We start from the raw sequence: 24,186 nt of genomic DNA, 5'->3' as shown, positions 1-24,186 counted from the left end.
AATGCGCTACCGCCCCGACGTGCAGATGCAGCGCAACTCAGCTCAAGAAGCGCGCAGCAATAGCCCCGCTCATGTAGCTTACGCGCCCGCCCGAAAGCGTCGCCGCCACCTGATTGTTTTCGTCAAGGATCACCAGATCTGCGCGTTTCCCATCCGTCAGGACTCCACGATCGTGAAGACCAAGGATCTTTGCCGGGCCGGATGAGACCAGCGCCCAGGCCTGTTCCAAAGGCAGCAGGCCGGTTTTGGCCAGCATAAGCGCCGCACGGCGCGGGCTGGGATAGTGATAATCCGAAGCCAGCGCATCACAGAGTCCCATCGAGATCAGTTCCACCGCCGAGGCATTACCCTTATGGCTGCCACCGCGCACCACATTCGGGGAACCGAGAATGATGTGATCTCCCGCACTCCGGGCGGCCTCTGCGGCCTCAGCGGTTTCCGGAAACTCCGAGATATGCGCGCCACGCGCGCGCCAGATTTCCCGATCCTGCGCGCTATGATCATCATGACTGCCAAAGCAGATGCCATTTTGGCGTAGAAGATTGCACAGCCTGTCCAATGCGGGGCCAACCTCGTCTCTGCGGGCGTGCATCTCAAGCAGCATCTCAAAGTGCTTTTCAGGATTTCGCCCAGCCTTGAGCGCCTGCCCCGTCAACCGCGGCGGCTTTTTCCCCTGCGCGAGCCTGTCGTGTGGGAGGTGATCGTTGAACACCACATAGGGCACCTCCCAATCAGCAATTTGCGCAGGAAGCGTGTCATAGAGGTCAAGCAGGTGGATCTCGAATCGAAGCTGAGGGATCAGATCCGTAACCAATTGGCTGCGCACCTCGCGGATGCCCTCAAAGACCTGATGTGCAAACTCGGCCCCACGCAGTCCGCCTTCCCATGACAGGAATTGCGCCAGCACTCCGGTCGTGATGCCATTGGCGGCGAGTTCTGCCTCAGTGGCGCGGATCCCTTCGCCCATTTGCTTCATGGCGCCTCGGCGGGGGGCGACGTGGCGTTCAAACCCGTCTCCGTGCAGGTCCACAATCCCCGGAAGGAGGCGATAGCCGTTGAGATCCACCTCTCTGGCGCCTGATGCGTCTTGCAGAAGTCCGTCGGCGAGGGTCAGCTCCCCGCTGCGCTCCAGCCCATCTGCGCGCAGCACATCTGCTCCCACCAGACGCAGTGTGACGTATCCATCTTCACTCATAGCTCAGTCTACCCCGTTCAGACCGCCGTCCCAGTCGCGGCCCAATACCCCATCAAGCCAGCCAAGCGAAGGCTCAAAACGTTCGGTCTCAAGAAACTGCACAACTTGCGCGATGACGCGTGGGTTGTTCATCAGATAGGTATGGGTGACTGGAAGGATGATCTGGGTTTTCATCCCCTCGACAGCGGTGCTCGCGACAGAGACCTTGCCATCGTCCGGTCCGGGCAAAAGCGCCGAGAAGACAGGGTTCAGAGACTGGCTGCCCGCGACAATTCCAACCGGATAGTCAACCGCTGGAAGGCGTTTGGGGAGGCTGTTCGGCCCGGTCCCAAGTTCCTGCCCCGCAGGCCCATGCAGCAGGTCAAAGACGGCCCAATCGCCCATCTCATCTACAAGCTCGCTGCCCTGGTTTGGCGGCGCCAGCATTACCACCCGACCAAGCGTCACGGGACGGGTGTGCGAGAGCCAATAGCGCACTAGAATGCCGCCCATGGAATGGGTCACCAGATGCACCGGTGTCTGGGTGCAGGCATCAAAGGCGCGCGGCAGCACCGCATCCGCCAGACGCTCCACCGTATGTTCGGTCGACGGATACCCCGGGCGCACAACTTCGTAATCCCGCGCGACCAGTGCTTCCTCCATCAGCAGAAAGGAGGTCTCAGTGCGGGCCAAGCCATGCAGCAGGATAACGCAGCCCTTTGTCGGTTGCGTCACCGGTGCCTCAGGCGACGCGGGGCTGGAGGCTCCCTCCTGCGCACCCGCCTCAAAGGCGAAGGACAACAGGACTGCGGCAAGAATGTAGCGGATCATAGGTTGTACTTAGGCGTTCGGCGGGGATCCCGAAAGCCCCTGCGCGCCTTTGCGAGGCCTCGGTTGCGGGCGGGGGCAAAGGATCACCAAGCCGATCCCTCCAAGCACAACGAATGTACCAAGCATCAAACGCGCTCCGACAGGTTCACCAAGGATCAGCGCCCCGAAAAGAATCGCAATAACCGGAACGCTCAATTGCACTGTGGCCGCAACCGCGGCGGACAGCTGCGGCAGGACGCGATACCAGAGCGCATAGCCCAGTCCCGAGGTGACAGCGCCGGACACGACGGCCAGAACGCAGCCAAACACCGAGATCACCGTGCCGCCCCCCGCGAGCCAGACAAAGGGCAGGATCAGGCCCGTGGCCAACAAGAAGTTCACTGCACTGGCCGCCAGCGGCACCTGCGCCGCACGGCCAACCAGGCTGTAGATCCCCCAGCCGAGCCCCCCTGCCCCCATCAGGAGCACGGCCCAGAGTGGCGCTTCAATCTCTGCGTCGGGCCACACCACATAGGCAAGCCCCGCGAGAGCGATGGACGCCCCTGCAATCTGCAGCATCGACACCGGCTGACGGGACAGCAGACTCCATCCGAACATCGAGATCTGCACGACGCCAAACAGGATCAGCGCCCCCAAGCCAGCATCCAGCGCAACGTAGGCCATTGAAAAGCCGACCATATAGAGGGTGAGCGAGGCGCCCCCTGCCAGCGACCGGCGCCAGGATTCACGCGGGCGTCGCCCCTGTAGGGCACACAAGGCCCAGAGCGTCGCTGCCCCCGATGCCAGCCGCAGCAGGCCAAATCCAGTCGCATCCATGTGACCCGGCCCAATGGCCCAGCGTCCCAGAATTGAGTTCGCCGCAAAGGCGATCATCACAAGAGTGGTCAGGGCGATCAGCCGCATATCCAAGGTCCGTCCCTACGATGTCTCGTGGCTCCAATGCCCCGGGGCACCCAGCCCACCATCGCGCGGCTTGTCAAGCAATGGCGGGACACAATCCTGTGGTTTGGGCCCCAATTAAGAGATCTTGCCCCGGAGCGGAGGCGTTTGCCGGCTCCGGGGCAAGATGCGGTCAATAGAGCGGTGGCGGATACCACTCAGGCGGCTCGACGCGATCCGTTCTCGCGGGCAGGCCGACATCAGCACGCAAATGCGCGCTTAGCGGCGTGTCGATGACGCCCGCGCGCGCGGGCCGTGCGATCAGGACCAGTCTTACGGCAAGCGCCAGCCGCCGCATCAAGCTCAGCCCACGAAAGTGGTCCTCCACGACGAGACGCGCGAGCATTGGGTTGGGTGCCATATGTGGCAGGGCAGGATGATCTGACATTTCGGTATTCCCCACAATCGGGGCTCCTTTGATATGTTATCTGTTGAAATGACGTCTCCTGACCCGCGGAAAAAAACGAGTCCCCTTGGCCAGCACATGTGCGGGCCATGTAAGACACATGACCAACCGCAGCCGAAACTGCGACAAGGGGTCAGAAATCAGTCAAAGGGTGAAAAAGTGTTCAGCTCAAACCAGAGCCAGGTGGATCAGGTCACGACCAGCAGGTGCCTGCCATATGGCCCGTTTGCGGGCTGCCATAAGCACGGCTCCCGCGGCCTTGATCGGTCCATACAACGCCGGAGCGCAGCTTGATTACAATATTCATCATAGTGCCTCCGTCAGTTTGGGGTTGAACACGGAGCGTGTCGTAACACAGGGTTACAAATTTCCAGAAGCGCGAAATTGTCCTGACACAATGCGCTGTGACATTTGAAACACGACCGCGCCCCCTCTTTTTTTTGGGGGGGATGCTGCACTCCGCCCCCCCCCCAAAAAAACACCAAACAGAGGTCAGGCAGCAAAAAAGGGCCGCCAGAAGGCGACCCTTTCGACCCCGAAGGGTCATCATCCAAGACTGGATGGCGTGACTTACATCATGCCGCCCATGCCGCCCATGTCGGGCATGCCACCTGCAGGTGCCGCGCCTTCTTTGGCGGGCTTGTCTGCAACCATGGCTTCGGTTGTGATCAGCAGACCTGCGATGGAGGCTGCGTCTTCCAGCGCGGTGCGGGTCACTTTGGCCGGATCGATCACACCAAAGGAGAACATGTCGCCATATTCTTCGGTCTGAGCGTTGAAGCCGAAGTTCTTGTCTTCGGACTCACGGATCTTGCCTGCAACCACGGCGCCGTCGACGCCTGCGTTCTCAGCGATCTGACGCAGCGGTGCTTCGAGCGCACGACGCACGATGGCGATACCTGCGTTCTGGTCTGCGTTCACACCGGTGAGACCTTCGAGGGACTTGCCAGCCTGAACCAGAGCAACACCACCACCGACGATCACGCCTTCCTGCACAGCTGCGCGGGTTGCGTTCAGAGCATCGTCCACACGGTCTTTGCGCTCTTTCACTTCGACTTCGGTCATGCCGCCGACGCGGATCACGGCAACACCGCCTGCCAGTTTGGCAACGCGCTCTTGCAGCTTCTCACGGTCGTAGTCGGAAGTGGTTTCTTCGATCTGGGCGCGGATCTGAGCAACGCGTGCTTCGATCTCTGCTTTCTCGCCCGCACCGTCAACGATGGTGGTCTCGTCTTTGGTGATCTGGATTTTCTTGGCGGTGCCAAGCATGTCCATGGTCACGGACTCGAGCTTCATGCCGAGGTCTTCGGAGATCACTTGACCGCCGGTCAGGATCGCGATGTCCTGCAGCATGGCCTTGCGGCGATCGCCGAAGCCAGGTGCCTTCACGGCTGCGATTTTCAGGCCGCCGCGCAGTTTGTTCACAACCAGAGTTGCCAGCGCTTCGCCTTCGACGTCCTCAGCGATGATGAGGAGCGGCTTTTGCGACTGGATCACCTGCTCAAGGAGCGGAACCATCGGCTGCAGGGAGGAGAGTTTCTTCTCGTGCAGCAGGATGAGGCAGTCTTCGAGCTCTGCGGTCATCTTGTCGGCGTTGGTCACGAAGTAGGGCGACAGGTAGCCGCGGTCGAACTGCATGCCTTCGACAACATCGGTCTCGGTTTCCAGACCTTTGTTTTCTTCAACGGTGATGACGCCGTCGTTGCCGACTTTCTGCATCGCGTCCGCGATCTGGCGGCCGATTTCAGCTTCGCCGTTCGCGGAGATGGTGCCGACCTGAGCAACTTCGTCGGAGTCTTTGACTTCGCGCGCCATGGCTTTGATCGCTTCGACAACTTTGTCGGTTGCCAGATCGATGCCACGCTTGAGGTCCATCGGGTTCAGGCCCGCTGCAACCTGCTTCAGACCTTCGCGAACGATGGACTGAGCCAGAACGGTCGCGGTGGTGGTGCCGTCACCGGCTTCGTCGTTGGTGCGGGAAGCAACTTCCTTCACCATCTGTGCGCCCATGTTCTCGAACTTGTCTTCCAGTTCGATTTCCTTGGCAACAGACACACCGTCTTTGGTGATACGCGGTGCGCCGAAGGATTTTTCGAGAACCACGTTGCGGCCTTTGGGGCCGAGGGTCACTTTAACGGCGTCTGCGAGGGTGTTGACACCCTTCAGCATACGGTTGCGGGCATCGGTGTCGAATTTGACGTCCTTAGCAGCCATTATTCAGTCTCCTTGAGAATACTGTCTTGTTACGCGATGTGGGATGTGTCGGAGCGAGGCTCAGACGATCACACCCATGATGTCGCTCTCTTTCATCATCAGCAGCTCTTCGCCGTCGACGGTGACTTCGGTGCCGGACCATTTGCCGAACAGGATGTTGTCACCCTCTTTCACGGCCATCGCGATCAGCTCGCCGCTGTCCTTGCGCGCGCCTTCGCCACACGCGACAACAACGCCCTCGGACGGTTTTTCCTTGGCGCTGTCGGGAATGATCAGACCACCTGCGGTTTTTTCTTCGCTTTCGGTACGGCGAACCAGCACACGGTCATGAAGCGGTTTCAATGCCATCTTTGCAGCTCCTCAAAAGGCTCAAAGTGTTTTCCTTTCCCCACGCCCATCATGGGCCGCGGAGACGTTAGCACTCACCTCAGTCGAGTGCTAACTGCGGGATAGTTAGGCATAGCGAAAACGTGAGTCAACACGGGGCTGTCAGAAAATTTGAGGTTTCTTGCAAATGCCCGAGCCTCAAAGCCGGCTATGGCTGCGAGGGGCGCTGCCCCTCGCGCTCCCCGGGATATTTCAAGTTAGAAGAAGGCGGTCAACGCCCTCTCATGTGGCCCTCTCACTTAGGTCGAGGCGTTGCGGAAACAGCTGCGGAGGCGAACCAGTCAAGCGGCTCTACGCGCCCTTTGTCGGTAAGGCCGTAGACGCCCTTCGTCACGCGTTCGAACCAGCCGTAGTGGTTGGTATACAGCACATGCGTGGCGCGACTGACGCCTTTGGCCTTGGCGATGTCGGCGCCGCGGGCCGGACCATGCTCGTGCAGGTAGCTGACACAGGAGAGCGCGTCCTGACGGTAGCCGGTCATCAGGCCACCACGGGTTGCCCCCCCGGCATTGGGATCGCCTTTGATGCGCGAAAACTCGCGCAAGAGGCGGGCGCTTTTCGAGGGTGATTTGCGCGGGGCATAGGGGCCCGGATCGCAATGGACCTCGGTGCGCCCATCGGCGCGCACCGTAATCAGCCCAAGCCCGAGGCGGCGACACAGTGCGAGATTGTCCTTCAAGGCCCGACGTGCGGTTTTCCCAATTGGACGCGCCACTGCAACATAGACTGTATCCGAGACTTTCAGCCGTTCGATCGCCTGATGAAACAGGGCCAGCGAAAAACGAAGCTTGAGTTCCACAATGACGGGCGGCTCCTCGCCGCGCAGGGCGACGACATCTGCGGCCCCGATCTCGCCTTTTACCGCGTAACCTTGAGCCTCCAGCAGCGCTTTGACCGGGGCGTAGAGATCCTGTTCACGTTCCATCCCGGCCATGCTTGCCCCGGCTCGGTCTCAATGGCAATGTGTCCGAGACTGATTTTTATGCGGAATACCATGAACAGATTGCTTTCCCGCGCGCAACGCTCCGGTGACAGACGGCATGCGCTTGGCCACTCTGGTGCTGTCCCTGCCACGCTGCGGCCGTTTCTCTCGTTGATCTGTTTCTGCTTGGTCGCAGTCTGGATGGCCACGCCTCTTCGGGCCGCCTGCAGCGGCCTAGACCTGCGGGAGAGCGCCGCGCCAGGTATGTGGGCAGAGATCGAGGCGGAGATTGCCCTCACCCCGTTTGCGCGCGGGCTCAGCTGGGTCGCAACCCGCGGCGATCGTCGCCTACATATCATTGGCACCATGCATCTGAACGATCCGCGCCACGATGCGCTGGTTGCGCATATGGCGCCTGCAATTCAGGCGGCCGATGCGGTCTTGCTCGAGGTCAATCGTGCAGACAAGGCCAGACTCGAGCGCACCCTGGCTGAGACGCCATCGCTCATCTTTATCACCGAGGGGCCGACCTTGATCGACCGCCTGCCCCCAGAGGAGTGGGACGAGATCGCAGAGCGCGCCGGCGCTGCCGGAATCCCGCCTTTCATGGCGGCCAAGATGCGACCCTGGTTTCTGTCATTGTCAATGTCTGTGCCACTCTGTGCGCGCGCAATTGAGGATGTCACTGATGGGCTCGACATGAAATTGATGACCCTGGCAGAGCGCGCCGGCGTCGAAACCCTATCGCTCGAAGATCCTCTGGGCTTGTTCCAGTTGTTTGACGCCACGCCAATCGAAGAGCAGATCAAGGAACTGCGAAGCTACATCGCCATGGCAGGCGTGGGCGCGGATGATTTCTACACGATGGTGGAAAGCTATTTTGACGGGGAGGTTCAGGCCTACGTCCTTTTGCAGTTGAAGCAATTTCTCACATCAGAAAGCGACCTCTCGGTAGCAGAGCGTCAGGCGCAGGTGGATGACCTGCTGGAGGCTCTGCTCTACCAGCGCAACCGTGATTGGATCCCGGTCATAGAAGCCACCGCGGGCAACCGACTGGTGATCGCGGTGGGCGCGGCGCATCTCCCCGGAGAGGCCGGGGTGCTGGCCCTTCTCGAAGCAGAGGGTTATCAAATTGAAGAGGCGCTCCGGTGAAGTATTTAAGGGGACGCGCCGCACTGATCGAACGGTGCGGGAAGGCGCTGCTGGAGTTGCGCGCGCGGGCTTTCACGGTGCTCATCGCCGCAGTGCTGATGGCGTCGCTGACCCAAGCGGCTGCAGCACGCTGTGATGGCATTGATCTTCGCCAACATCTGACCGAGAGCGCGCGCCACAAACTCGACGACGCGCTCGCCAAGGTCCCCTTCGCGGTCGGCAATCATTGGGTTGCGATAAAAGGCGATCAGCGCATCAATGTGATTGGCACGCAACACAGCGGTGATGCCCGCATGCTCCCCATCATGCGCAGGCTACGCCCGGTGATCGAGCAGGCAGATGCAATATTCCTTGAAGTCACCGAACCGCAGATGCGAGCCGCCGACACGGCGCAGGACAGCTTTGCGCCCTACTTCCTGCTGCCGCCGGGACAAAGGCTGGACCAGATGATCCCTGAAGCGGAGTGGCGACTGCTGATGGCGCGCCTTGCCCCATTTGGCATAAGTTCCGACGCGACCGCGCGCATGCAGCCCTGGTATCTGTCGGATTTCCTCACCGGCACCGATTGCCGCAAGCGCGGCCTTGGCAGCCGGCGGGGGTTGGACGACCGCATCGAGCACGTCGCCCGAACCGCCGGCATCCCGACGTTTGGCCTGGAATCGCCCGAGGCCGGACTGGCCGCCCTTGCCTCCATGCCGCTCTCCGATCAGGTCAAGATGTTGCGGTTTGATCTGCGCAGCGAGACACGGCATCAGGATCTATACGTCACCTTGTCGGACTCTTTCTTTGAGGGCCGCCTGACCGAAGGACGCATCTTGCTGCTGTGGATGATGTACAGAGACCTTGATGTCCCCCGCCAGGAGGTCCATCGACTGCTAGCGAGCTTTGACAGGGTCGTTCTGGAACGCCGCAACCGCACCTGGGTCAAGCGACTGCTGGCACGCAAGGAGCCACATCTGGTTGTGGCCGTGGGGGCTGCGCATCTGGCCGGAGACACCGGAGTATTGAACCTGTTGCACCGCGCGGGTTATGCGCTTTCGCCCGTAGACGACCGCTAGGGGCGCCTTATTGCGCCCCAACCGCCAAGAGCTATGCACAGAGCTGAACCCAGCAGCCCGCTTGACGCGGGGTGACAAAGCTAGCGTCCCTGTTATAAGGCGCGGCAACAGACCCCGTCAGACAGGATCGTAAGTATGACTATTCAAGTTTTTGGCCATAAATCTCCCGACACCGACTCCACCGGCTCCGCAATTGTCTGGGCTTGGTATCTGAACGAAGTGAAGGGCGAAGCCGCGACCCCCGCGCTCTTGGGCGAACCCAATACCGAAGCCGCCTTCATGCTGAAGCGCTGGGGTTTCGAGCAGCCCGCCATCATCGCAGACGTCGAAGCCGATGCGCCAGTTGTAATCGTGGACACCAACAACCCCGCCGAGCTTCCCGCCTCGATCAACTCTGCCGATATCCGCGCGATCATCGACCACCACAAGCTGGTAGGCGGCCTCGAGACCAAAGGCCCGATCGACATCACCGTGCGTCCGCTCGCCTGCACCGCCACCATCATGTACGATCTGATGGGTGAAGATGCCGCGCGCATGCCGGAAAACATCAAGGGCGCAGCCCTGACCTGCATCCTGTCGGACACGCTGGAGTTCCGCTCTCCGACGACAACCGACCACGATCGTGCCGTCGCTGAAAAGCTTGCCGCCGATCTCGGCCTCAACATCACCGATTATGCAGCCGAAATGTTTGCGGCGAAATCGGACGTGTCGGCTTTCTCCGATGCCGAGCTGATCCGCATGGACTCCAAAGAATACGAAGTCGACGGCACCAAGTTCCGTGTCTCCGTTCTGGAAACCACCGCACCCGAGATCCCGCTGGGTCGCAAGGACAGCCTGATGGAGACCTTCAACACCGTCCAGACCGAAGACGGCGTCGATCAGGTGCTCCTCTTCGTGGTCGACATCCTCAAGGAAGAAGCCACGCTGCTGGTCCCCAATGATCTGGTCAAAACCGTCGCCGAAAAGAGCTTTGGCGCCTCGGTCGACGGCGATCTCGTTGTTCTGCCCGGCGTGATGTCGCGCAAGAAGCAGATCATCCCGAACCTCAAGGTCTGACCTCTCGGGCCCCGGCCCTGATGACATCAATACCAAAAGCAAAAAAAGGCCCGCTGCTTCAGGCGGGCCTTTTCGTTTCGGCGCGGTGAGCGCGTTACAGTGTCGCCAAAACGGTCGCCTAATTGGCGGTCTTCAGGCCCACCTGCCCTTCGATCTGGGCCTTGGTGGCCAGAACGGTGGCAACACGGCGCCGGTCAGGCGGGTGAGTGCCCCAGATGGAATAGCCGCCACTGGCGCCGCGCGCGGCCTCGGAGCGGGCAAAGAACCGCGCCCCCTCGACCGGATCATATCCAGCGGCATAAGCGATCCGGGTGCCGAGAGTGTCGCTCTCCAGCTCATATGACTGTGAATAGACAATCCCCCCGGCACTGGCGCCCACACCCATCCCCAGACCGATGGCATCACTGCTGTCGCCGACGATGCCTGCGAGCGCACCGCCTATAAGTGCGCCCGCCAGCACTTGCTGTTGCTGCTTCTCCACATGCCGGCCAATCAGGTGACCATATTCATGGGCCAGGACAAAGGCGACCTCGTCATCGCTGCCTGTATCCTGAATGAGCGGGAGTGAAATGCGGATGATCGGCTGACCATCCTGATAGGTGAAATAGGCGTTGCGCTCCTTCATCTCGCGATCAATCGCGATGTCTACATTGCAGTTCACACCGGTCTGTAGTTGGAGGCAGGTCTCTCGCCCTGCTCGCATGATGCGTGGCTCCACGCGGGCGAACCGCGCCTGTGCCGCTGTGGGCGACAAGGTTTTTGGCGGCGGGCTCTGGCGCGCTTCGGCATAGAGCCGCGCGGCCGCGTCCGAATGCACACCGCCGGTATCGGGCAATTCATAGGTTGTGCCGCAGGACAGGAGGGTCAATAGCCCTGCTGTCATCAAAAGCGGCCGGGATAGGCGTGAAAAATACTGTAGCTTCATATCTGTACCTCTGGACTGGCTCTGTACTGGGCGCAGCCCCAAACTCGGATTTTATTTCAAGTTATCACCCTCTGCAGCCATCACAAGACACTCTGAAAGCACATCCTACCGCGTCGGCAATCGCCACTTATCCTGCGCCAGCCAGAGGCGCGCCATGGGGGCTCTTCGATATTTCACCGCGAATGCAACACAGCCATGCAGCGACAACAGGTGAGATGTGCTATACAAAGCCCTAGCCTTAGGTTATACGCCCGAGCTTGACCCAACGGGCGCAGGACAGTGCCCTCTTTGCGATACGAACGGACCCCCCACTTGATACCCACCTTGCAGCAGGCGCTGGAGCGCCGTGGATACACGTCTCTCACCCCTGTTCAGGAGGCGGTCTCGAACCCCGAATTGGCGGGCGCGGACCTCTTGGTATCTGCTCAGACCGGCTCTGGCAAAACCGTAGGTTTCGGGCTTGCGATTGCGCCCACCATTCTGGGCGAGGACGGCACATTTGAACGCGCCGCCAGCCCGTTGGCTCTGGTGATCGCACCGACCCGCGAGCTCGCGCTGCAGGTGAAACGCGAGTTGAGCTGGCTCTATGGTGACGCGGGGGCTGTCCTGGCCTCTTGTGTTGGCGGCATGGACATGCGCGACGAACGCCGCGCATTGGAGCGGGGGGCGCATATCGTTGTCGCCACTCCGGGCCGTCTGCGCGACCACATTACCCGTGGCTCCATCGACCTGAGCGGCGTGGCCGCTGTTGTGCTGGACGAAGCGGACGAGATGCTGGATCTCGGCTTCCGCGAGGATCTCGAGTTCATCCTCGAAGAGACCCCCGAAGACCGCCAGACGCTGTTGTTCTCGGCGACGGTGTCCAAACCCATCGCCGCGTTGGCGCAGACCTATCAAAACGATGCGCAGCGGATCTCCACGATCAACAAATCCGAACAGCACAGCGACATCTCTTATCTCGCACATGTGGTTGCACCCCATGACATCGAGAACGCGATCATCAACGTGCTGCGCTTTCACGAAGCGCCCAACGCCATTGTCTTTGCCAATACCCGCGCAGCGGTGAACCGGTTGCTGACCCGTTTGTCGAACCGTGGTTTTCAGGTCGTCGCACTCTCGGGCGAGCTGTCGCAATCCGAGCGCGCCGGTGCCCTGCAGGCCATGCGCGATGGCCGCGCCCGGATCTGCGTCGCCACCGATGTGGCCGCGCGCGGGATTGACCTGCCGAACCTCGACCTGGTGGTGCATGCCGACCTTCCATCGAGCCATGAGACCCTTCTGCATCGTTCGGGCCGGACGGGCCGCGCGGGCCGCAAAGGCGCCAGCGCCCTGATGGTCACGCCGCGCTCGGTACGCAAGGCAGAGCGCCTCCTGCGCGAAGCCAAGCTTTCGGCCGAATGGATCGATGCCCCCTCCGCCGATGAGGTTCGCGGCCGCGATCTGGAGCGAATGCTCTCTGATACGGTCTGGACCGAAGAGGCACCCGAAAGCCAGCAGGAAACCCTCGCCAAACTCGTCGAGAGTTTCACCCCGGAACAACTGGCTGCAGGGTACCTGCGGCTGTGGTCCGCAGCCCGCTCAGCGCCCGAAGAACTCACGGACGTGGCCGCAATGGACACGCGGAAGAGAAAAGAAGACCGCGCGCCCTTCGGACCGTCTGTCTGGTTTGCCATCGACGGTGGCCGCGATGCCGGTGCCGACCCGCGTCGCCTGCTGCCGATGCTCTGCAAGGCCGGTGGGATCGACAAAACCGCCATCGGCGCCATTCGCATCGTAGGCGACAAGAGCTATGCCGAGATCGCCGAGGACAAGGTCGAAGGCTTCATGGCAACCCTTGGCGGTGAGATGGCGCTGGATGATGGCTCTGCATTGGAGCGCCTGAGCGAAGCGCCTAACCTGCCAGAGCGCAGCAAGCCCCCCTTCCGCAAAGGCGGCGGTGGTGGACGCGGTGGCTTTGGCGGCGGCAAGCCCGGCGGCTACAAGGGAGAGCGCAAAGGCGGCGGCGATTTCAAAGGCGACCGCAAGCCTTACCGCGATCGTGATGGCGACGCTGACCGCACGGTCAAACCACGTCCGGCCAAGCCGCGCCCCAATGGGGACAAACCTGCTTTTGACAAACCGCGCGGTGATCGCTCGGAAAAGGGCAAGTTTGATAAGCCCCGCGCCGACAAACCCCGCTCAGACAAGCCGAGAGGGGATAAACCTTGGGGTGACAAGCCCCGGGGGGATAAGCCACACGGAGAAAAGCCGCGCGGTGATAAGCCCAAATTCGACAAGCCCCGCGCGTCCAAACCCAAAGGGCCCCCGCCCCCAAAGGGCAAACCCAACAGCAAAAAGAACAAGGCGCGCCGGTCTGACGCCAGCAACACATCCAAACGCTTCACACCGCCGGGCCGCAAAGCCTGACCTCAGAGGTTCCAGATAAAAAGCCAGCGCCTGTGATCCGGGCGCTGGCTTTTTTCATGCTTGGTCCTTGCTTACTCCACCCCGTGCGCCCCTAGCCAAAGCCCGACGGCTCTGCCATAGGAAGAGCAATCCCAACCGTGCAGGAGGCCCCATGAGCCAGATCATCTCCGCCCTTTCCGAGGTTTCAGACCGATACAAGGCTCTGTTCGTGGATCTCTGGGGCTGCGTTCACAACGGGATCACAGCCTACCCGGACGCTGTCGCGGCCCTTCAGGCCTACCGCAAATCCGGCGGAGTGGTGGTACTGGTCACCAACTCGCCCAAACCCCGCGCAGGGGTGGCAGAGCAACTGAGCCAGTTCGGCGTCCCAGATGACGCCTATGACACCATCGCTACCTCTGGCGATTCCGCGCGCGCGGCGATGTTCACAGGTGCTGTCGGTGAAAAGGTCTACTTCATGGGCGAGTGGGAGCGCGATGCCGGCTTTTTTGAGCCAATGAAGGTTATCCACGAGCCCATTGAGATCACCCGCGTCCCGCTCAAGGAAGCCGAAGGGATCGTCTGCTGCGGCCCCTTCGACACCCTGGCCGACCCGGAGGTGAACCGCGCCGATTTTCTCTATGCCAAACAGATGGGTATGAAGCTTCTTTGCGCGAATCCGGATATTATCGTCGACCGTGGCGAGGTACGCGAATGGTGCGCTGGGGCCTTGGCCAAACTTTACACCGAAATGGGGGGCGAGAGCCTCTATTTCGGCAAGCCGCATCCGCCGATCTACGATCTCGCGCGTCGTCGCCTGACGGAAATTGGCCACGATGTTTCGGACCGCGACATTCTCGCGATTGGCGACGGGCCGCATACCGACATCTCAGGCGGCATGGGTGAAGGGGTGGACACGCTGTTCATCACCGGCGGCTTGGCCGCAAAAGACACCCAAACGGCTCATCAGCCCGAGCCTGCTGCACTGGAGGCGTATCTCGCGCAGGAACAGATCGCGCCCACCTACAGCATCGGCTTTCTGCGCTAAAATCGCGACTTTTGGAGTATCTGACCCGTCTTTGCCGCAAGGTGAAGGCGGGTCTTTTGCTGTCGCCCAAAAAGCGCCCGTTGAGGCCCCTCCATATGAACCTATTTGGGCTTGACTTTCTGCAACTGCGAAGTAATTTAATTTCTCAGTTGATCGCAAATAGTGATCATTATTACCCTCTCGATGCAGGCAGGAGACTCAGATGCTCGACAACTTCCCCCGCGGTACCATCTGCATCGAGGACATCGAGATGGGTATGACGCGCTATGTGCGCAAACAGGTGACCGACCGTGACATTGAAATGTTTGCTGAGGTCTCCACCGATAGAAATCCCGTGCACCTGGACGAAGACTACGCGCAAGACACCATGTTTCATGGGCGTATCGCGCATGGCATGCTGACCGCTGGCCTGATTTCTGCGGTGATCGGCGAGCAACTGCCGGGCCACGGCACCATCTACATGAGCCAGAATCTCAAGTTTCTCGCCCCGGTGCGACCGGGTGATCTGGTGCATGCGGAAGTCGAGGTCACCGACATCCAGATCGACAAGCGCAGGGTAAAGCTGGATTGCCGCTGCATCGTCGATGGCAAGAAGGTGCTCGTCGGAGAAGCCATGGTGATGGCGCCCTCGCGCAAGTTCGACTAACTTTTGCGCTGCGACGATCAGCGACCTCGTCACCGATAAGTTGCGATTTGACCGCAACTTTGACGCACTTTACCTATAGCAGGAGGCAAAGAGCGGACGGGTCAGAGAAATGCAGATCATCATACATGCCGGCGCGCATGGCACCGAAGAAGATCGGCTGATGAAGACCCTCTTGCGCAACAAGGAGGACCTCCTTGCGCGCGGCACCGCTGTTCCTGGCCCGGCCAAATACCGCACCCTGCTCAAAGACTGCATGTCCGCAGCGCAGCAGGGTGACCCAGCCCCCGGAGCGCGTGACTTTCTGTGGGATGCCATCCTCGAAGAAGAGACCGCAGAGCGGGTGATCCTGTCCAATCCACATTTCTTTGGCTCGCAGCGCGACGCTCTGGAAGGCCAGCGCCTCTACCCCGAGGCCGAGCAGCGCTTGCTGGCGTTGCAGGCGCTTTTTCCAGAGGACGAATTGCATCTCTACATGGCCATTCGCAGCCCTGTGAGTTTTCTGTCCAAGCTACTGGAGAAGGCGGGCGCAGGACGACGGCACGCAGTCCTCAACGAGACGAATCCACTGGATTTGCGCTGGTCTGCAATGGCCGCTCGCATCCGCACAGCGGTCCCCGATATCCCAATAACCCTCTGGTGTTACGAAGATTCCCCGTTCCTATGGGCCCAAATCATGCGCGAGATGGGACATCTCAAACCCGACAGCAAAGTCAAAGGCGGCATGGATCTTCTTGCCTCGATCATGACCCGCGAGGGCATGCGGCTGCTGCGTCAGTACCTCCATGATCGGCCTGAAATGACCGAAGTATACAAGCGAAAGGTCTTTGCCGCTTTCCTTGACAAATTCGCCCTTGATGAAGAGCTCGAGGAAGAGCTGGATATCCCCGACTGGTCGCCGGAGTTCATCGAGCGGATCGATCAAGCCTATGATGCTGATGTCGCGCAATTGCAGGCGATCCCAGGTGTGACCCTGCTCAGCCCCTGATAGACCCTCTGCCGGTTGCAGCGACCAAAGGTGTTTACCCGCGCGAGGTGCGGCGATAGGAAGAACGGGCAAATTCCCTAGGTCGCAAAGCGAGCGTCATGCCCCGGCAGGTCTTTAACATCCTCATTGTCGGCCAGTCCGGTCGCCTGATGTTCGAAGCACTGTTGTTTGCGGCATCCCTGCGCCAGAAGAGCCCAGCCTTCGAAGGTCGCCTGATCGTCGCGACGCCTGAGCCGGGCTCTCTTTGGACCTCGAACCCCACGATCCGCAACGGTGGCGTCCTCGAGGCACTGGCGCGTCTTGAGGCAGAGGTAATCCCATTTGAGAGCCGCCACTTCGGTCAGGCTTATCCATATGGTAACAAAATCGAAGCACTCTCGGTGCTGCCCGAAGGCGAGCCTTTTGTCTTTTTTGACACGGACACGCTGCTCACAGGCGAGATCGATGCCGTCCCGTTTGACTTTGACCGCCCCTCTGCAAGCCTACGCCGCGAGGGCACCTGGCCCAAGCCCACGCTCTACGGTCCCGGCTATACCGAAATCTGGCGCAGCCTCTACGCGCGTTTTGGGTTGGACTTCGAAAGCAGCCTCGATCTATCCCAACCCGATGAACATTGGAGACGCTATCTCTACTTTAATGCGGGCTATTTCTATGGCGCCTGTCCGCACCGCTTTGGGACGCGGTTTCTGGAATACGCGTTGTCGATCCGCGATGATCTCCCGCCTGCCCTCATCGGCCAGTCGCTCGACCCCTGGCTAGATCAGATAGCCCTGCCGCTGGTGATCCACTCCTTTGGTGGCGCGCGCGACAGCCTGCCACAAGGCCATCTGGATGGCAGCACAAGCTGCCACTATCGCAGCTTCCCGCTCCTTTATGCCCGCGAATGTGATGAGGTGATCGCCACGCTTGAGGAGGTCTGCGCTCCAAACTGGCTCAAGAAAGTCCTTAAAGGTTATGAGCCGATCAAACGGATGGTCTATCAGGGCAGAGGTCAGCGTGTCCGCGCCCTCTTTGACCAGCACAACCTCCCGCGCAAAGAGCAGGCCATCCGCAACCGGATCAAATCCGCAGGTCTCTGGATGCGCTGAACGCGCACTTGCACCCCGTGTCAGAACATATGTCCTCTGTCGCTGGCCAAATTCGGAGAATCCTTCTACCGGCTTTTGCTTGCACTGACGCCGCGCCCGGTGTGTGGTGTGGCCATAACCAGACCGATTGCGACATGGGAGAGTTTCAATATGTCCGACAGCCCGACCTATGGCTTTGATACGCTACAAATTCACGCTGGCGCCCGCCCTGATCCGGCAACCGGCGCGCGGCAGACGCCGATCTATCAATCCACTGCCTATGTGTTTCGTGACGCCGACCACGCGGCGGCGCTCTTTAACCTGCAGGAAGTAGGCTACATCTATTCACGCCTCACCAACCCGACCGTTGCGGTCCTGCAAGAGCGTCTCGCCACGCTCGAGGGTGGTGTCGGCGCGGTCTGCTGCTCGTCGGGTCACGCCGCACAGATCATGGCCCTGTTCCCCCTGATGGGACCCGGCAAGAACGTGGTTGCCTCCACCCGCCTTTACGGGGGCACGGTGACGCAGTTCAGCCAGACCATCAAACGCTTCGGCTGGTCCGCGAAATTTGTTGATTTCGACGATCTCGATGCGCTGCGCGAGGCGATCGACGATGACACGCGGGCCGTCTTCTGCGAATCCGTCGCCAACCCCGGTGGCTATGTCACCGATATCCGCGCGGTTGCAGATGTGGCGGATGCCGCAGGCCTGCCCCTGATCGTCGACAACACCTCTGCAACGCCCTACCTGTGCCAGCCGATTTCCCAGGGCGCGACCTTGGTAGTTCATTCCACAACCAAGTACCTCACCGGCAATGGAACTGTAACCGGCGGCTGCATCGTGGATTCGGGCAAGTTCGACTGGTCCGCCTCCGACAAGTTCCCCTCGCTCTCAGCTCCGGAACCCGCCTATCACGGGCTCAAGTTCCACGAGACCTTCGGCAATCTTGCCTTCACCTTCCACGGCATTGCCATCGGGCTGCGCGATCTGGGCATGACCATGAACCCGCAAGCCGCACATTACACCCTGATGGGCATTGAGACCCTGTCGCTTCGGATGCAGCGCCATGTGGAAAATGCTGTGAAAGTCGCGACTTGGCTCGAAAATGACCCGCGCGTGGATTACGTGACCTATGCGGGTCTCCCCTCCTCGCCATATGCCGAGCGCGCCCAGCGTTGCTATCCCAAAGGCACCGGCGGGCTTTTCACAGTCGCCATCAAAGGCGGCTATGACGCTTGTGTCAAACTGGTCGACAGCCTCGAGATCTTCTCGCATGTGGCCAATCTTGGCGACACCCGGTCACTCATCATCCATTCCGCGTCCACGACTCACCGCCAGCTTACGCCCGAACAGCAAGAAGCAGCGGGCGCTGGCCCCAATGTGGTGCGTGTGTCCATCGGCATCGAGGACGCAGACGATTTGATCCGCGATCTCGATCAAGCTCTGGCCAAGGCCTGCGGCTGAGCCGTCACCGCGGTCAAACACGACTTAGAAAACTGCAAAAGGCCGGGGCATTCCCCGGCCTTTTTCCATAAATCAACAGCCCTTCAATTCGGATCAGTTCGGGCCATCGGGCACGGAGATATCAAAGGTCACGGTCACGCTGTGACGCAGGCTCAACGCGCCCGGAGAAATCGGCATATCTGACGACCGTGCCATCTCCATCGCCATCATAGGCGCCCCCCCCGAGGCGCCCCCATCTCGAATGTCCCGCACCGGCCCCAAGGCCATCCCGGAGGCTTCGGCAAGCTGTTGCGCCTTCCGGTAGGCATTCTCATAGGCCATTGTGCGCAAAAGGTTTTCAGCCGCTTCCCGCTCACTGTAGGTGAAGGTCAAACCGCGAAACTCATTGGCCCCCGCCGCGAGCACATCATCAAGAACCCCACCCATCGCGTCGAGATCCTGCAAGGTAACACGCAAAAGGTTTGACGCCTCAAAACCGGTGACCTCACGCATCTGATCGCCATCTCGCGTCACCTGGTTCCAAACCGGATGCAAGGACACCTGCTCTGTCTGCATATCCTGCGCTGCGATGCCACTGTCGCCGAGGCGCGCCGTCACCTCCTGCATACGCTGGGAGACCTGTTCCATGGCGGCACCGGCGTCCTTGGCCTCGACGCGTACGCCAAGGGTGATATGGGCCCGATCAGGCGTGACCTCCGATGTGGCTTCCCCTGTGACATGGATCTGGCGCAATTCTTCTGCGCCAAGGGACAGAGGGGTCAAGGCAACGGCGCTTGCCAGCATCAATGCAGCGGTTTTTGATTTCAACATCAGAAGTCCTCAATCTATGTCTGACTATACGCCTAGATGGGAGCGGCAAATCCTCGCGCGCAAGGGGTGATGTTGCGCTTTTGCTTCCACTCGGCGGGTTCCTGCTCTATGCTTTACACAGTGATAACGGCGTCCCGGCGCGGGAGGCCTCGGTGCTTTAGGGTAGGTCGTGAATGGTTTTCGCGAATGTCCCCTCACCGAGGGATCTTGGCGCCACAGGATGAGGCGCGCAGACAAAAGACCCTGATGACCTGATGAAACCAGAGTTCGCGCTCTCTCTTTCGTTTGATGGCATAACCGTGCTGACCCGTGGCGCGGGAGGATGGTATCGTTTGGGGTCGGTCTCGCCTGACGCCAAAGATCTGCCAGAGCAGCTTGCAAAGCTGCGCGCAGAGGCGCTGGCCCTCTCCGAAGCGCCGCTCCATGCAAAGCTGGTATTGCCGGACAGCCAAATCCGCTACCTGAGCCTTGAGACGGGCGAGTTGTCCCATGATGCGCGCATCAGTGCGGCACGCGCCGCACTTGAGGGCGCCACCCCCTACAAGGTGGATGAACTCGCCTTTGACATCAGCGTTGATGGTGCAATCACCCATGTGGCGGCAGTTGCGCTTGTCACTCTGGACGAGGCCGAGAGTTTTGCAACCGAGCATGGATTTGCGCCGGTGAGCTTCGTGGCCGCACCCGAAGATGCCGCCTATCTCGGCGAGCCTTTCTTTGGCACTGCACGCTCTGCGCGTCATCTCACGGTCGAGCCCGACGGCATTGCCGTCGTCGAAGTGCCGCCGCCGGCTGATCCCGCAGTTGCGAAGGGCGATACCGCAGAGGAGCCCGATCTCTATCCCGAGAGTGCGGCAGATGATGATCTCGCACCGCGCAGCGATGCCCCGATCATCTTGCCCGCTGCGCCACCAGTCCTTGATGCTTCACCAGAAGAGGCTGCGCCGTCTACCGACGATAGCACCGACACCAAACTCGCTGACACCGAGGACGAGACCGCTGCGCAGAGCGCCGAGAGCACTTCCGCGGAAGAGCCCGAGGACATCGGTCCGGCGGTTGGTTTCAGTTCCCGCCGCAGCCGTGCGAAGCTTGAAGTAACCAGCACAAAGACCACTGCGCCCAAAGCGCCTTCTGTGACTCCCAAGTCAGCAGGCACTTCAGAACCCGCTGCACCCAAAGCGCCAAGTGCCACGACCGCAAAAACCGGCGTGGCCCTTGCGACCTCGTCGGTACCTGCCGCCCCGAGCCTCGCCTTGCCGACGCCTGTTCTGGCCCACACGACCTCGGCGCCGCCAAAGCCGAGCCCGAGCGCAATCGCGCAACCGGTCTCGGGGCCTGCGCCGGAGCAGCTGCAAACACCGCAAGCGCGGCCCATGCGGGCGCGCTCTGGTCGGATCGGCCTTTTGGCCGCAGGTCTTGCTGCGGTTTCGGCCATTGGGGCCTGGGCCGTCGTTCAGGAATTGCCAAATCTCTGGTCAGACCTCAAGCGCGCCGACCTGATTGAGACCGAGGACCCGGTCGCCACACCGGTTCTGGCCGCCCCTGATGCGGCTCTGGATGCCACCAAGGAGCTGACCACAACCGCACAAGGCGGTCTGGGTCTCAACCTGCCCTCCGCGCCAGCGCGCACAGTCGCGACAGGGGCAGAGACGGGTCCAGCGCCCGGCGAGCTGGCTGCTGACACGCTGACCGAGACCGACGCTGCTGTCCTCGAAGCGCTCGGCGCCCCCGTGGTCGATGAAGCCGCCCCGTTGGACGGGCAGGATCTGATCATTGCCTCCCTGCCCGCGCCGCAAGACATCACGTCTGGGACTTCTGAAACGGCCCTCGCCCCCATCGACGATGAGGCAGCGGTCTTTGACGACAGCGCCGAGATCGACCCGGAGGCGCTCGCGGATGGGGTTGTGCCAGAGGATCAACCAACAGATTTGCTCCAGGAGGCCCCGTCGGAGCTTGAACAGGCTGCACAGTATGCCGCCACCGGGATCTGGCAACAGGTTCCCGACATTGCAGACGTGCCCGCGCTGATCAGCCTCGACAACGTCTATGTGGCCTCCATCGATAATACCGAATTGTCCCAGGATGCAATTGCCCTGCCTGCGCCCGACGCATTCGAGACAGACACGCCCTTTGGTGCGGTCTCAAGCCCCACAGAAGCCGGACGCCAGTTCGACTTTGATGACCGGGGATTGGTCGTGGCGAGCCCGGATGGCACCCTCAATCCCGACGGGATCATGATCTATGCCGGTCGCCCGGTCAAAGTGCCGCCACCCACGCCAGATAGGCCCACGGAACGCGTGTTGGCCGCTGCAGAAGAAGCAGAGCGCCTCGCGTTGTTGCAACAAGTCCGCCCCCGTACGCGCCCCAACGACCTGGTAGAACAGGCTGAGCGCGCGCAATTGGGTGGCGTGGTGCGTTCTGAACTTCTGTCAAAGCGCCCAAAGCTGCGGCCTGTCAGCCTCAAGACAGAAGCACAGGAAAGCCAGCCTGCTACGGCTTTGGCCGTTGCGAGCGCCCCGCAGCCACGGGCACGCCCCACCAATTTTGCAAATATCGTGGACCGCGCCCAGCGTCGCCAGCAACAGGCGCCCGATCAAAGCTCCAGCGCAACCGTAGCCTCTGCAGCGGTGACACCGGCCATCCCGTCTTCGGCGTCGGTTGCCCGCCAGGCGACCACCCAGCGGGCGCTCAACCTGCGGCGTCTCAATCTCATTGGCGTCTATGGCAAGCCTTCCGACCGGCGCGCCTTGGTACGCCTGCCGTCAGGCCGCTATGTGAAAGTCAAAGTGGGCGACCGCATCGACGGCGGTCGAATCGTCGCGATCGGTGACAGCCAGTTGCAGTATCAAAAAGGTAGTCGGAACACGGTACTCAACCTGCCAAACGGCTGATATTCCGGCGCACCACTTGAGGGCGCAACGTTCCTGAAGGGAACGCAAAAGCCGGGCAAATTGCCCGGCTTTCTCTTTTGTATTCAAGGGGCAGCGCCGCCATGCGACACCGCCTCAGGTCTCATCACTCGGCTGCGGAGATTTCACCGTTGTTGATTTGCTCCTGTTCGATCGATTCAAAGAGCGCCTTGAAGTTGCCCTCGCCAAAGCCGTCATCGCCTTTGCGCTGGATGAACTCAAAGAAGATCGGCCCGATCACCGTTTTTGAGAAGATCTGCAGCAGGATGCGTGTCTCGCCCCCGTCCACCACGCCTTCGCCGTCGATGAGGATGCCGTGCTTTTTCATACGATCCAGCGGCTCTTCGTGGCCTTGGACACGGTCGTGGCTCATGTCGTAATAGGTTGCAGGCGGGGCCGGCATGAACTGGATGCCACGTTCGGAGATCTCGTCAGTGGCATCATAGATGTCACGCGCGCCCACAGCGATGTGCTGGATGCCTTCGCCATTGTACTTCTTGAGATAGGCAACGATCTGCCCGGTCTCGCCACGGTCCTCGTTGATCGGAATGCGAATGCGGCCGCAAGGCGAGGTCAAGGCACGGCTGAAGAGGCCGGTATACTTGCCCTGAATGTCAAAGAACCGGATTTCCTTGAAGTTGAACAGGTCGCCATAAAAGTGGAACCACTTGTCCATGTTGCCTTTGAAGACATTGTGCGTGAGGTGATCGAGGTAATAAAAACCGACGCCGCGCGGTTTGGACTGCTTCAGCCACTCGAATTCCTCGTTATAGGGCGAGGTGTCGTAATACTGGTCGATGAAGTAGATGAGCGAGCCGCCAATCCCTTTGATTGCAGGCACATCCATTGTTTTGTCATCGCCTTCATAGGGCTCCGCCCCCTTGGCCACCGCGTGCTCAAACGCCTTTTGCGCATCGACCACACGCCAGCCCATCGAGGGGGCACAGGGGCCGTGAAGTTCAACAAACTTTTCCGCAAAAGAGCCTTTCTCGGCATTGAGGATGTAGGTGATGTCCCCCTGTTGCCAAAGCTCGATACCCGGCTTGGTCTTGTGACGTCCGACCAACTCGTACCCCATCTTGGCAAAGAGCTCGCGCAATTCTTCGGGGTTCGGGCTGGCAAACTCTACAAATTCAAATCCATCGGTTCCGGCCGGGTTCTCAGCGCTGATCACCGATTTGGGGGCATCATGAGGGAAAGGTCCCATGCGTAACTCCTGCGTTGCTTGCTGCGTTTGACCGAGTGTACCGCACATAATGTGCTTATTCTGCGCAACATCACCGTCCATTCTTTCCAATCATACATATTTGACGCATAGTTTCCCCAAATGACGGGGGATTCACGCATGCTTGACGCAACAGACATCAAACTGCTCGCACAACTTCAGAAGAACGCTCAGGCCACCGCACAGGAGCTCGGAGATGTGCTCAATCTCTCTGCCAGCCAGGCCGGACGCAGGCGCCAACGCCTGGAAGAAGATGGCTTCATCCAAAACTACGTCGCGCGCCTTGATCCTTCAAAGCTCGGGCTTGCTGTGCAGTGTTTTGTTCAGGTGCATCTGCACAGTCACGGCCCCGATAATGCTGCAAGCTTTGCGCGATTGGTTTCAAATCGTCCGGAAATCACTTCCGCCTGGACGATGACCGGAGAGGCCGACTACCTGCTGCGCGTTTACTGTCATGATCTACAAGAATTAAATACGCTGCTTCACGAGATTATTCTTCCGCATCCGGCAGTTGGACGGGTCCACAGTCAGATCGTAATGGCACAGTTAAAAGGTGATAGTCCCCTACCCGTTTAAGGATGTGTGA

Annotated in this window: 21 protein-coding genes; 11 read left to right on the top strand and 10 right to left on the bottom strand. The window is 60.5% G+C overall.

The genetic code is table 11. The features are described 5' to 3' along the window. Positions 1-37: 37 nt before the first annotated feature. The 7 genes from ACZ1HH_RS03155 to ACZ1HH_RS03125 form a co-directional block, all read right to left on the bottom strand. The gene (locus ACZ1HH_RS03155; RefSeq protein ID WP_487320374.1) at positions 38-1,195 is read right to left on the bottom strand and encodes an alpha-D-ribose 1-methylphosphonate 5-triphosphate diphosphatase; all 1,158 of its coding nucleotides are present in this window, start codon (positions 1,193-1,195) and stop codon (positions 38-40) included. Between the two features lie 3 nt (positions 1,196-1,198). After that, complete coding sequence (locus tag ACZ1HH_RS03150) at positions 1,199-2,005, bottom strand: esterase/lipase family protein (protein ID WP_472637293.1); 807 nt, start codon at positions 2,003-2,005, stop codon at positions 1,199-1,201. A 9-nt stretch (positions 2,006-2,014) separates the two neighbouring features. Then, a complete protein-coding gene (locus ACZ1HH_RS03145) occupies positions 2,015-2,908 on the bottom strand; it encodes a DMT family transporter (RefSeq protein ID WP_472637292.1) in 894 nt (297 codons plus the stop codon). Between the two features lie 169 nt (positions 2,909-3,077). Then, the gene (locus tag ACZ1HH_RS03140) at positions 3,078-3,332 is read right to left on the bottom strand and encodes a hypothetical protein (RefSeq protein ID WP_472637291.1); all 255 of its coding nucleotides are present in this window, start codon (positions 3,330-3,332) and stop codon (positions 3,078-3,080) included. A 588-nt stretch (positions 3,333-3,920) separates the two neighbouring features. Beyond that, positions 3,921-5,564 carry a chaperonin GroEL gene (gene groL, locus ACZ1HH_RS03135; protein ID WP_005616555.1) on the bottom strand — a complete coding sequence of 548 codons (1,644 nt, stop codon included), beginning with the start codon at positions 5,562-5,564 and terminating at the stop codon, positions 3,921-3,923. A gap of 60 nt (positions 5,565-5,624) precedes the next feature. After that, positions 5,625-5,912: a co-chaperone GroES gene (locus ACZ1HH_RS03130; RefSeq protein ID WP_011537943.1), complete on the bottom strand. Its 288-nt coding sequence runs from the start codon at positions 5,910-5,912 to the stop codon at positions 5,625-5,627. Positions 5,913-6,186: 274 nt separating this feature from the next. Beyond that, on the bottom strand, positions 6,187-6,876 hold the full coding sequence (locus ACZ1HH_RS03125; RefSeq protein WP_472637290.1) for a DUF2161 domain-containing phosphodiesterase: 690 nt from the start codon (positions 6,874-6,876) through the stop codon (positions 6,187-6,189). Between the two features lie 69 nt (positions 6,877-6,945). On the opposite strand from ACZ1HH_RS03125, the gene ACZ1HH_RS03120 reads away from it, so the two are divergent. The 3 genes from ACZ1HH_RS03120 to ACZ1HH_RS03110 all read left to right on the top strand — a co-directional run bounded on the left by ACZ1HH_RS03120 (position 6,946) and on the right by ACZ1HH_RS03110 (position 10,139). After that, the gene (locus tag ACZ1HH_RS03120) at positions 6,946-8,025 is read left to right on the top strand and encodes a TraB/GumN family protein (protein WP_487320373.1); all 1,080 of its coding nucleotides are present in this window, start codon (positions 6,946-6,948) and stop codon (positions 8,023-8,025) included. Next, a complete protein-coding gene (locus tag ACZ1HH_RS03115; RefSeq protein ID WP_472637289.1) occupies positions 8,022-9,083 on the top strand; it encodes a TraB/GumN family protein in 1,062 nt (353 codons plus the stop codon). Before ACZ1HH_RS03120 ends, ACZ1HH_RS03115 begins: the two co-directional genes overlap by 4 nt. Positions 9,084-9,218: 135 nt before the next feature. Next, positions 9,219-10,139, top strand: coding sequence for a manganese-dependent inorganic pyrophosphatase (locus tag ACZ1HH_RS03110; protein WP_472637288.1), 921 nt, complete (start codon positions 9,219-9,221; stop codon positions 10,137-10,139). A 118-nt stretch (positions 10,140-10,257) separates the two neighbouring features. On the opposite strand, the gene ACZ1HH_RS03105 is transcribed toward ACZ1HH_RS03110, so the two are convergent. After that, a complete protein-coding gene (locus ACZ1HH_RS03105) occupies positions 10,258-11,022 on the bottom strand; it encodes a M48 family metalloprotease (protein WP_472637287.1) in 765 nt (254 codons plus the stop codon). A gap of 354 nt (positions 11,023-11,376) precedes the next feature. Here ACZ1HH_RS03105 and ACZ1HH_RS03100 point away from each other — a divergent pair, with 354 nt between their 5' ends. The 6 genes from ACZ1HH_RS03100 to ACZ1HH_RS03075 all read left to right on the top strand — a co-directional run bounded on the left by ACZ1HH_RS03100 (position 11,377) and on the right by ACZ1HH_RS03075 (position 18,659). Beyond that, a complete protein-coding gene (locus ACZ1HH_RS03100; RefSeq protein ID WP_472637286.1) occupies positions 11,377-13,470 on the top strand; it encodes a DEAD/DEAH box helicase in 2,094 nt (697 codons plus the stop codon). Between the two features lie 151 nt (positions 13,471-13,621). Then, a complete protein-coding gene (locus ACZ1HH_RS03095; RefSeq protein WP_011537936.1) occupies positions 13,622-14,497 on the top strand; it encodes a TIGR01459 family HAD-type hydrolase in 876 nt (291 codons plus the stop codon). Positions 14,498-14,699: 202 nt separating this feature from the next. Continuing rightward, on the top strand, positions 14,700-15,143 hold the full coding sequence (locus tag ACZ1HH_RS03090; RefSeq protein ID WP_416368010.1) for a MaoC family dehydratase: 444 nt from the start codon (positions 14,700-14,702) through the stop codon (positions 15,141-15,143). 109 nt (positions 15,144-15,252) lie between these two features. Continuing rightward, entirely contained in the window at positions 15,253-16,128 is an 876-nt protein-coding gene (locus ACZ1HH_RS03085) for a hypothetical protein (protein WP_011537934.1), read from the top strand. A 98-nt stretch (positions 16,129-16,226) separates the two neighbouring features. Next, positions 16,227-17,216, top strand: a complete 990-nt coding sequence (locus tag ACZ1HH_RS03080; RefSeq protein WP_472637285.1) for a hypothetical protein — start codon at positions 16,227-16,229, stop codon at positions 17,214-17,216. Between the two features lie 150 nt (positions 17,217-17,366). Beyond that, positions 17,367-18,659, top strand: coding sequence for an O-acetylhomoserine aminocarboxypropyltransferase/cysteine synthase family protein (locus ACZ1HH_RS03075; protein WP_011537932.1), 1,293 nt, complete (start codon positions 17,367-17,369; stop codon positions 18,657-18,659). Between the two features lie 93 nt (positions 18,660-18,752). Here ACZ1HH_RS03075 and ACZ1HH_RS03070 read toward each other — a convergent pair whose 3' ends face one another. Beyond that, the gene (locus tag ACZ1HH_RS03070) at positions 18,753-19,469 is read right to left on the bottom strand and encodes an SIMPL domain-containing protein (protein WP_011537931.1); all 717 of its coding nucleotides are present in this window, start codon (positions 19,467-19,469) and stop codon (positions 18,753-18,755) included. Positions 19,470-19,723: 254 nt separating this feature from the next. Here ACZ1HH_RS03070 and ACZ1HH_RS03065 point away from each other — a divergent pair, with 254 nt between their 5' ends. Continuing rightward, a complete protein-coding gene (locus tag ACZ1HH_RS03065) occupies positions 19,724-22,357 on the top strand; it encodes a hypothetical protein (protein ID WP_472637283.1) in 2,634 nt (877 codons plus the stop codon). 124 nt (positions 22,358-22,481) lie between these two features. On the opposite strand, the gene hppD is transcribed toward ACZ1HH_RS03065, so the two are convergent. Next, entirely contained in the window at positions 22,482-23,582 is a 1,101-nt protein-coding gene (gene hppD, locus ACZ1HH_RS03060; RefSeq protein ID WP_011537929.1) for a 4-hydroxyphenylpyruvate dioxygenase, read from the bottom strand. Between the two features lie 138 nt (positions 23,583-23,720). On the opposite strand from hppD, the gene ACZ1HH_RS03055 reads away from it, so the two are divergent. Further along, positions 23,721-24,176 (top strand): Lrp/AsnC family transcriptional regulator, encoded by a 456-nt coding sequence (locus tag ACZ1HH_RS03055; RefSeq protein WP_011537928.1) that lies wholly within the window; start codon positions 23,721-23,723, stop codon positions 24,174-24,176. The last annotated feature ends 10 nt before the right edge of the window (positions 24,177-24,186 follow it).

The organism is Epibacterium sp. HA2-3 (assembly GCF_055693725.2).
Note: the sequence above shows the minus strand (reverse complement) of the source record. Positions and strands in the feature narration are given on the sequence as shown.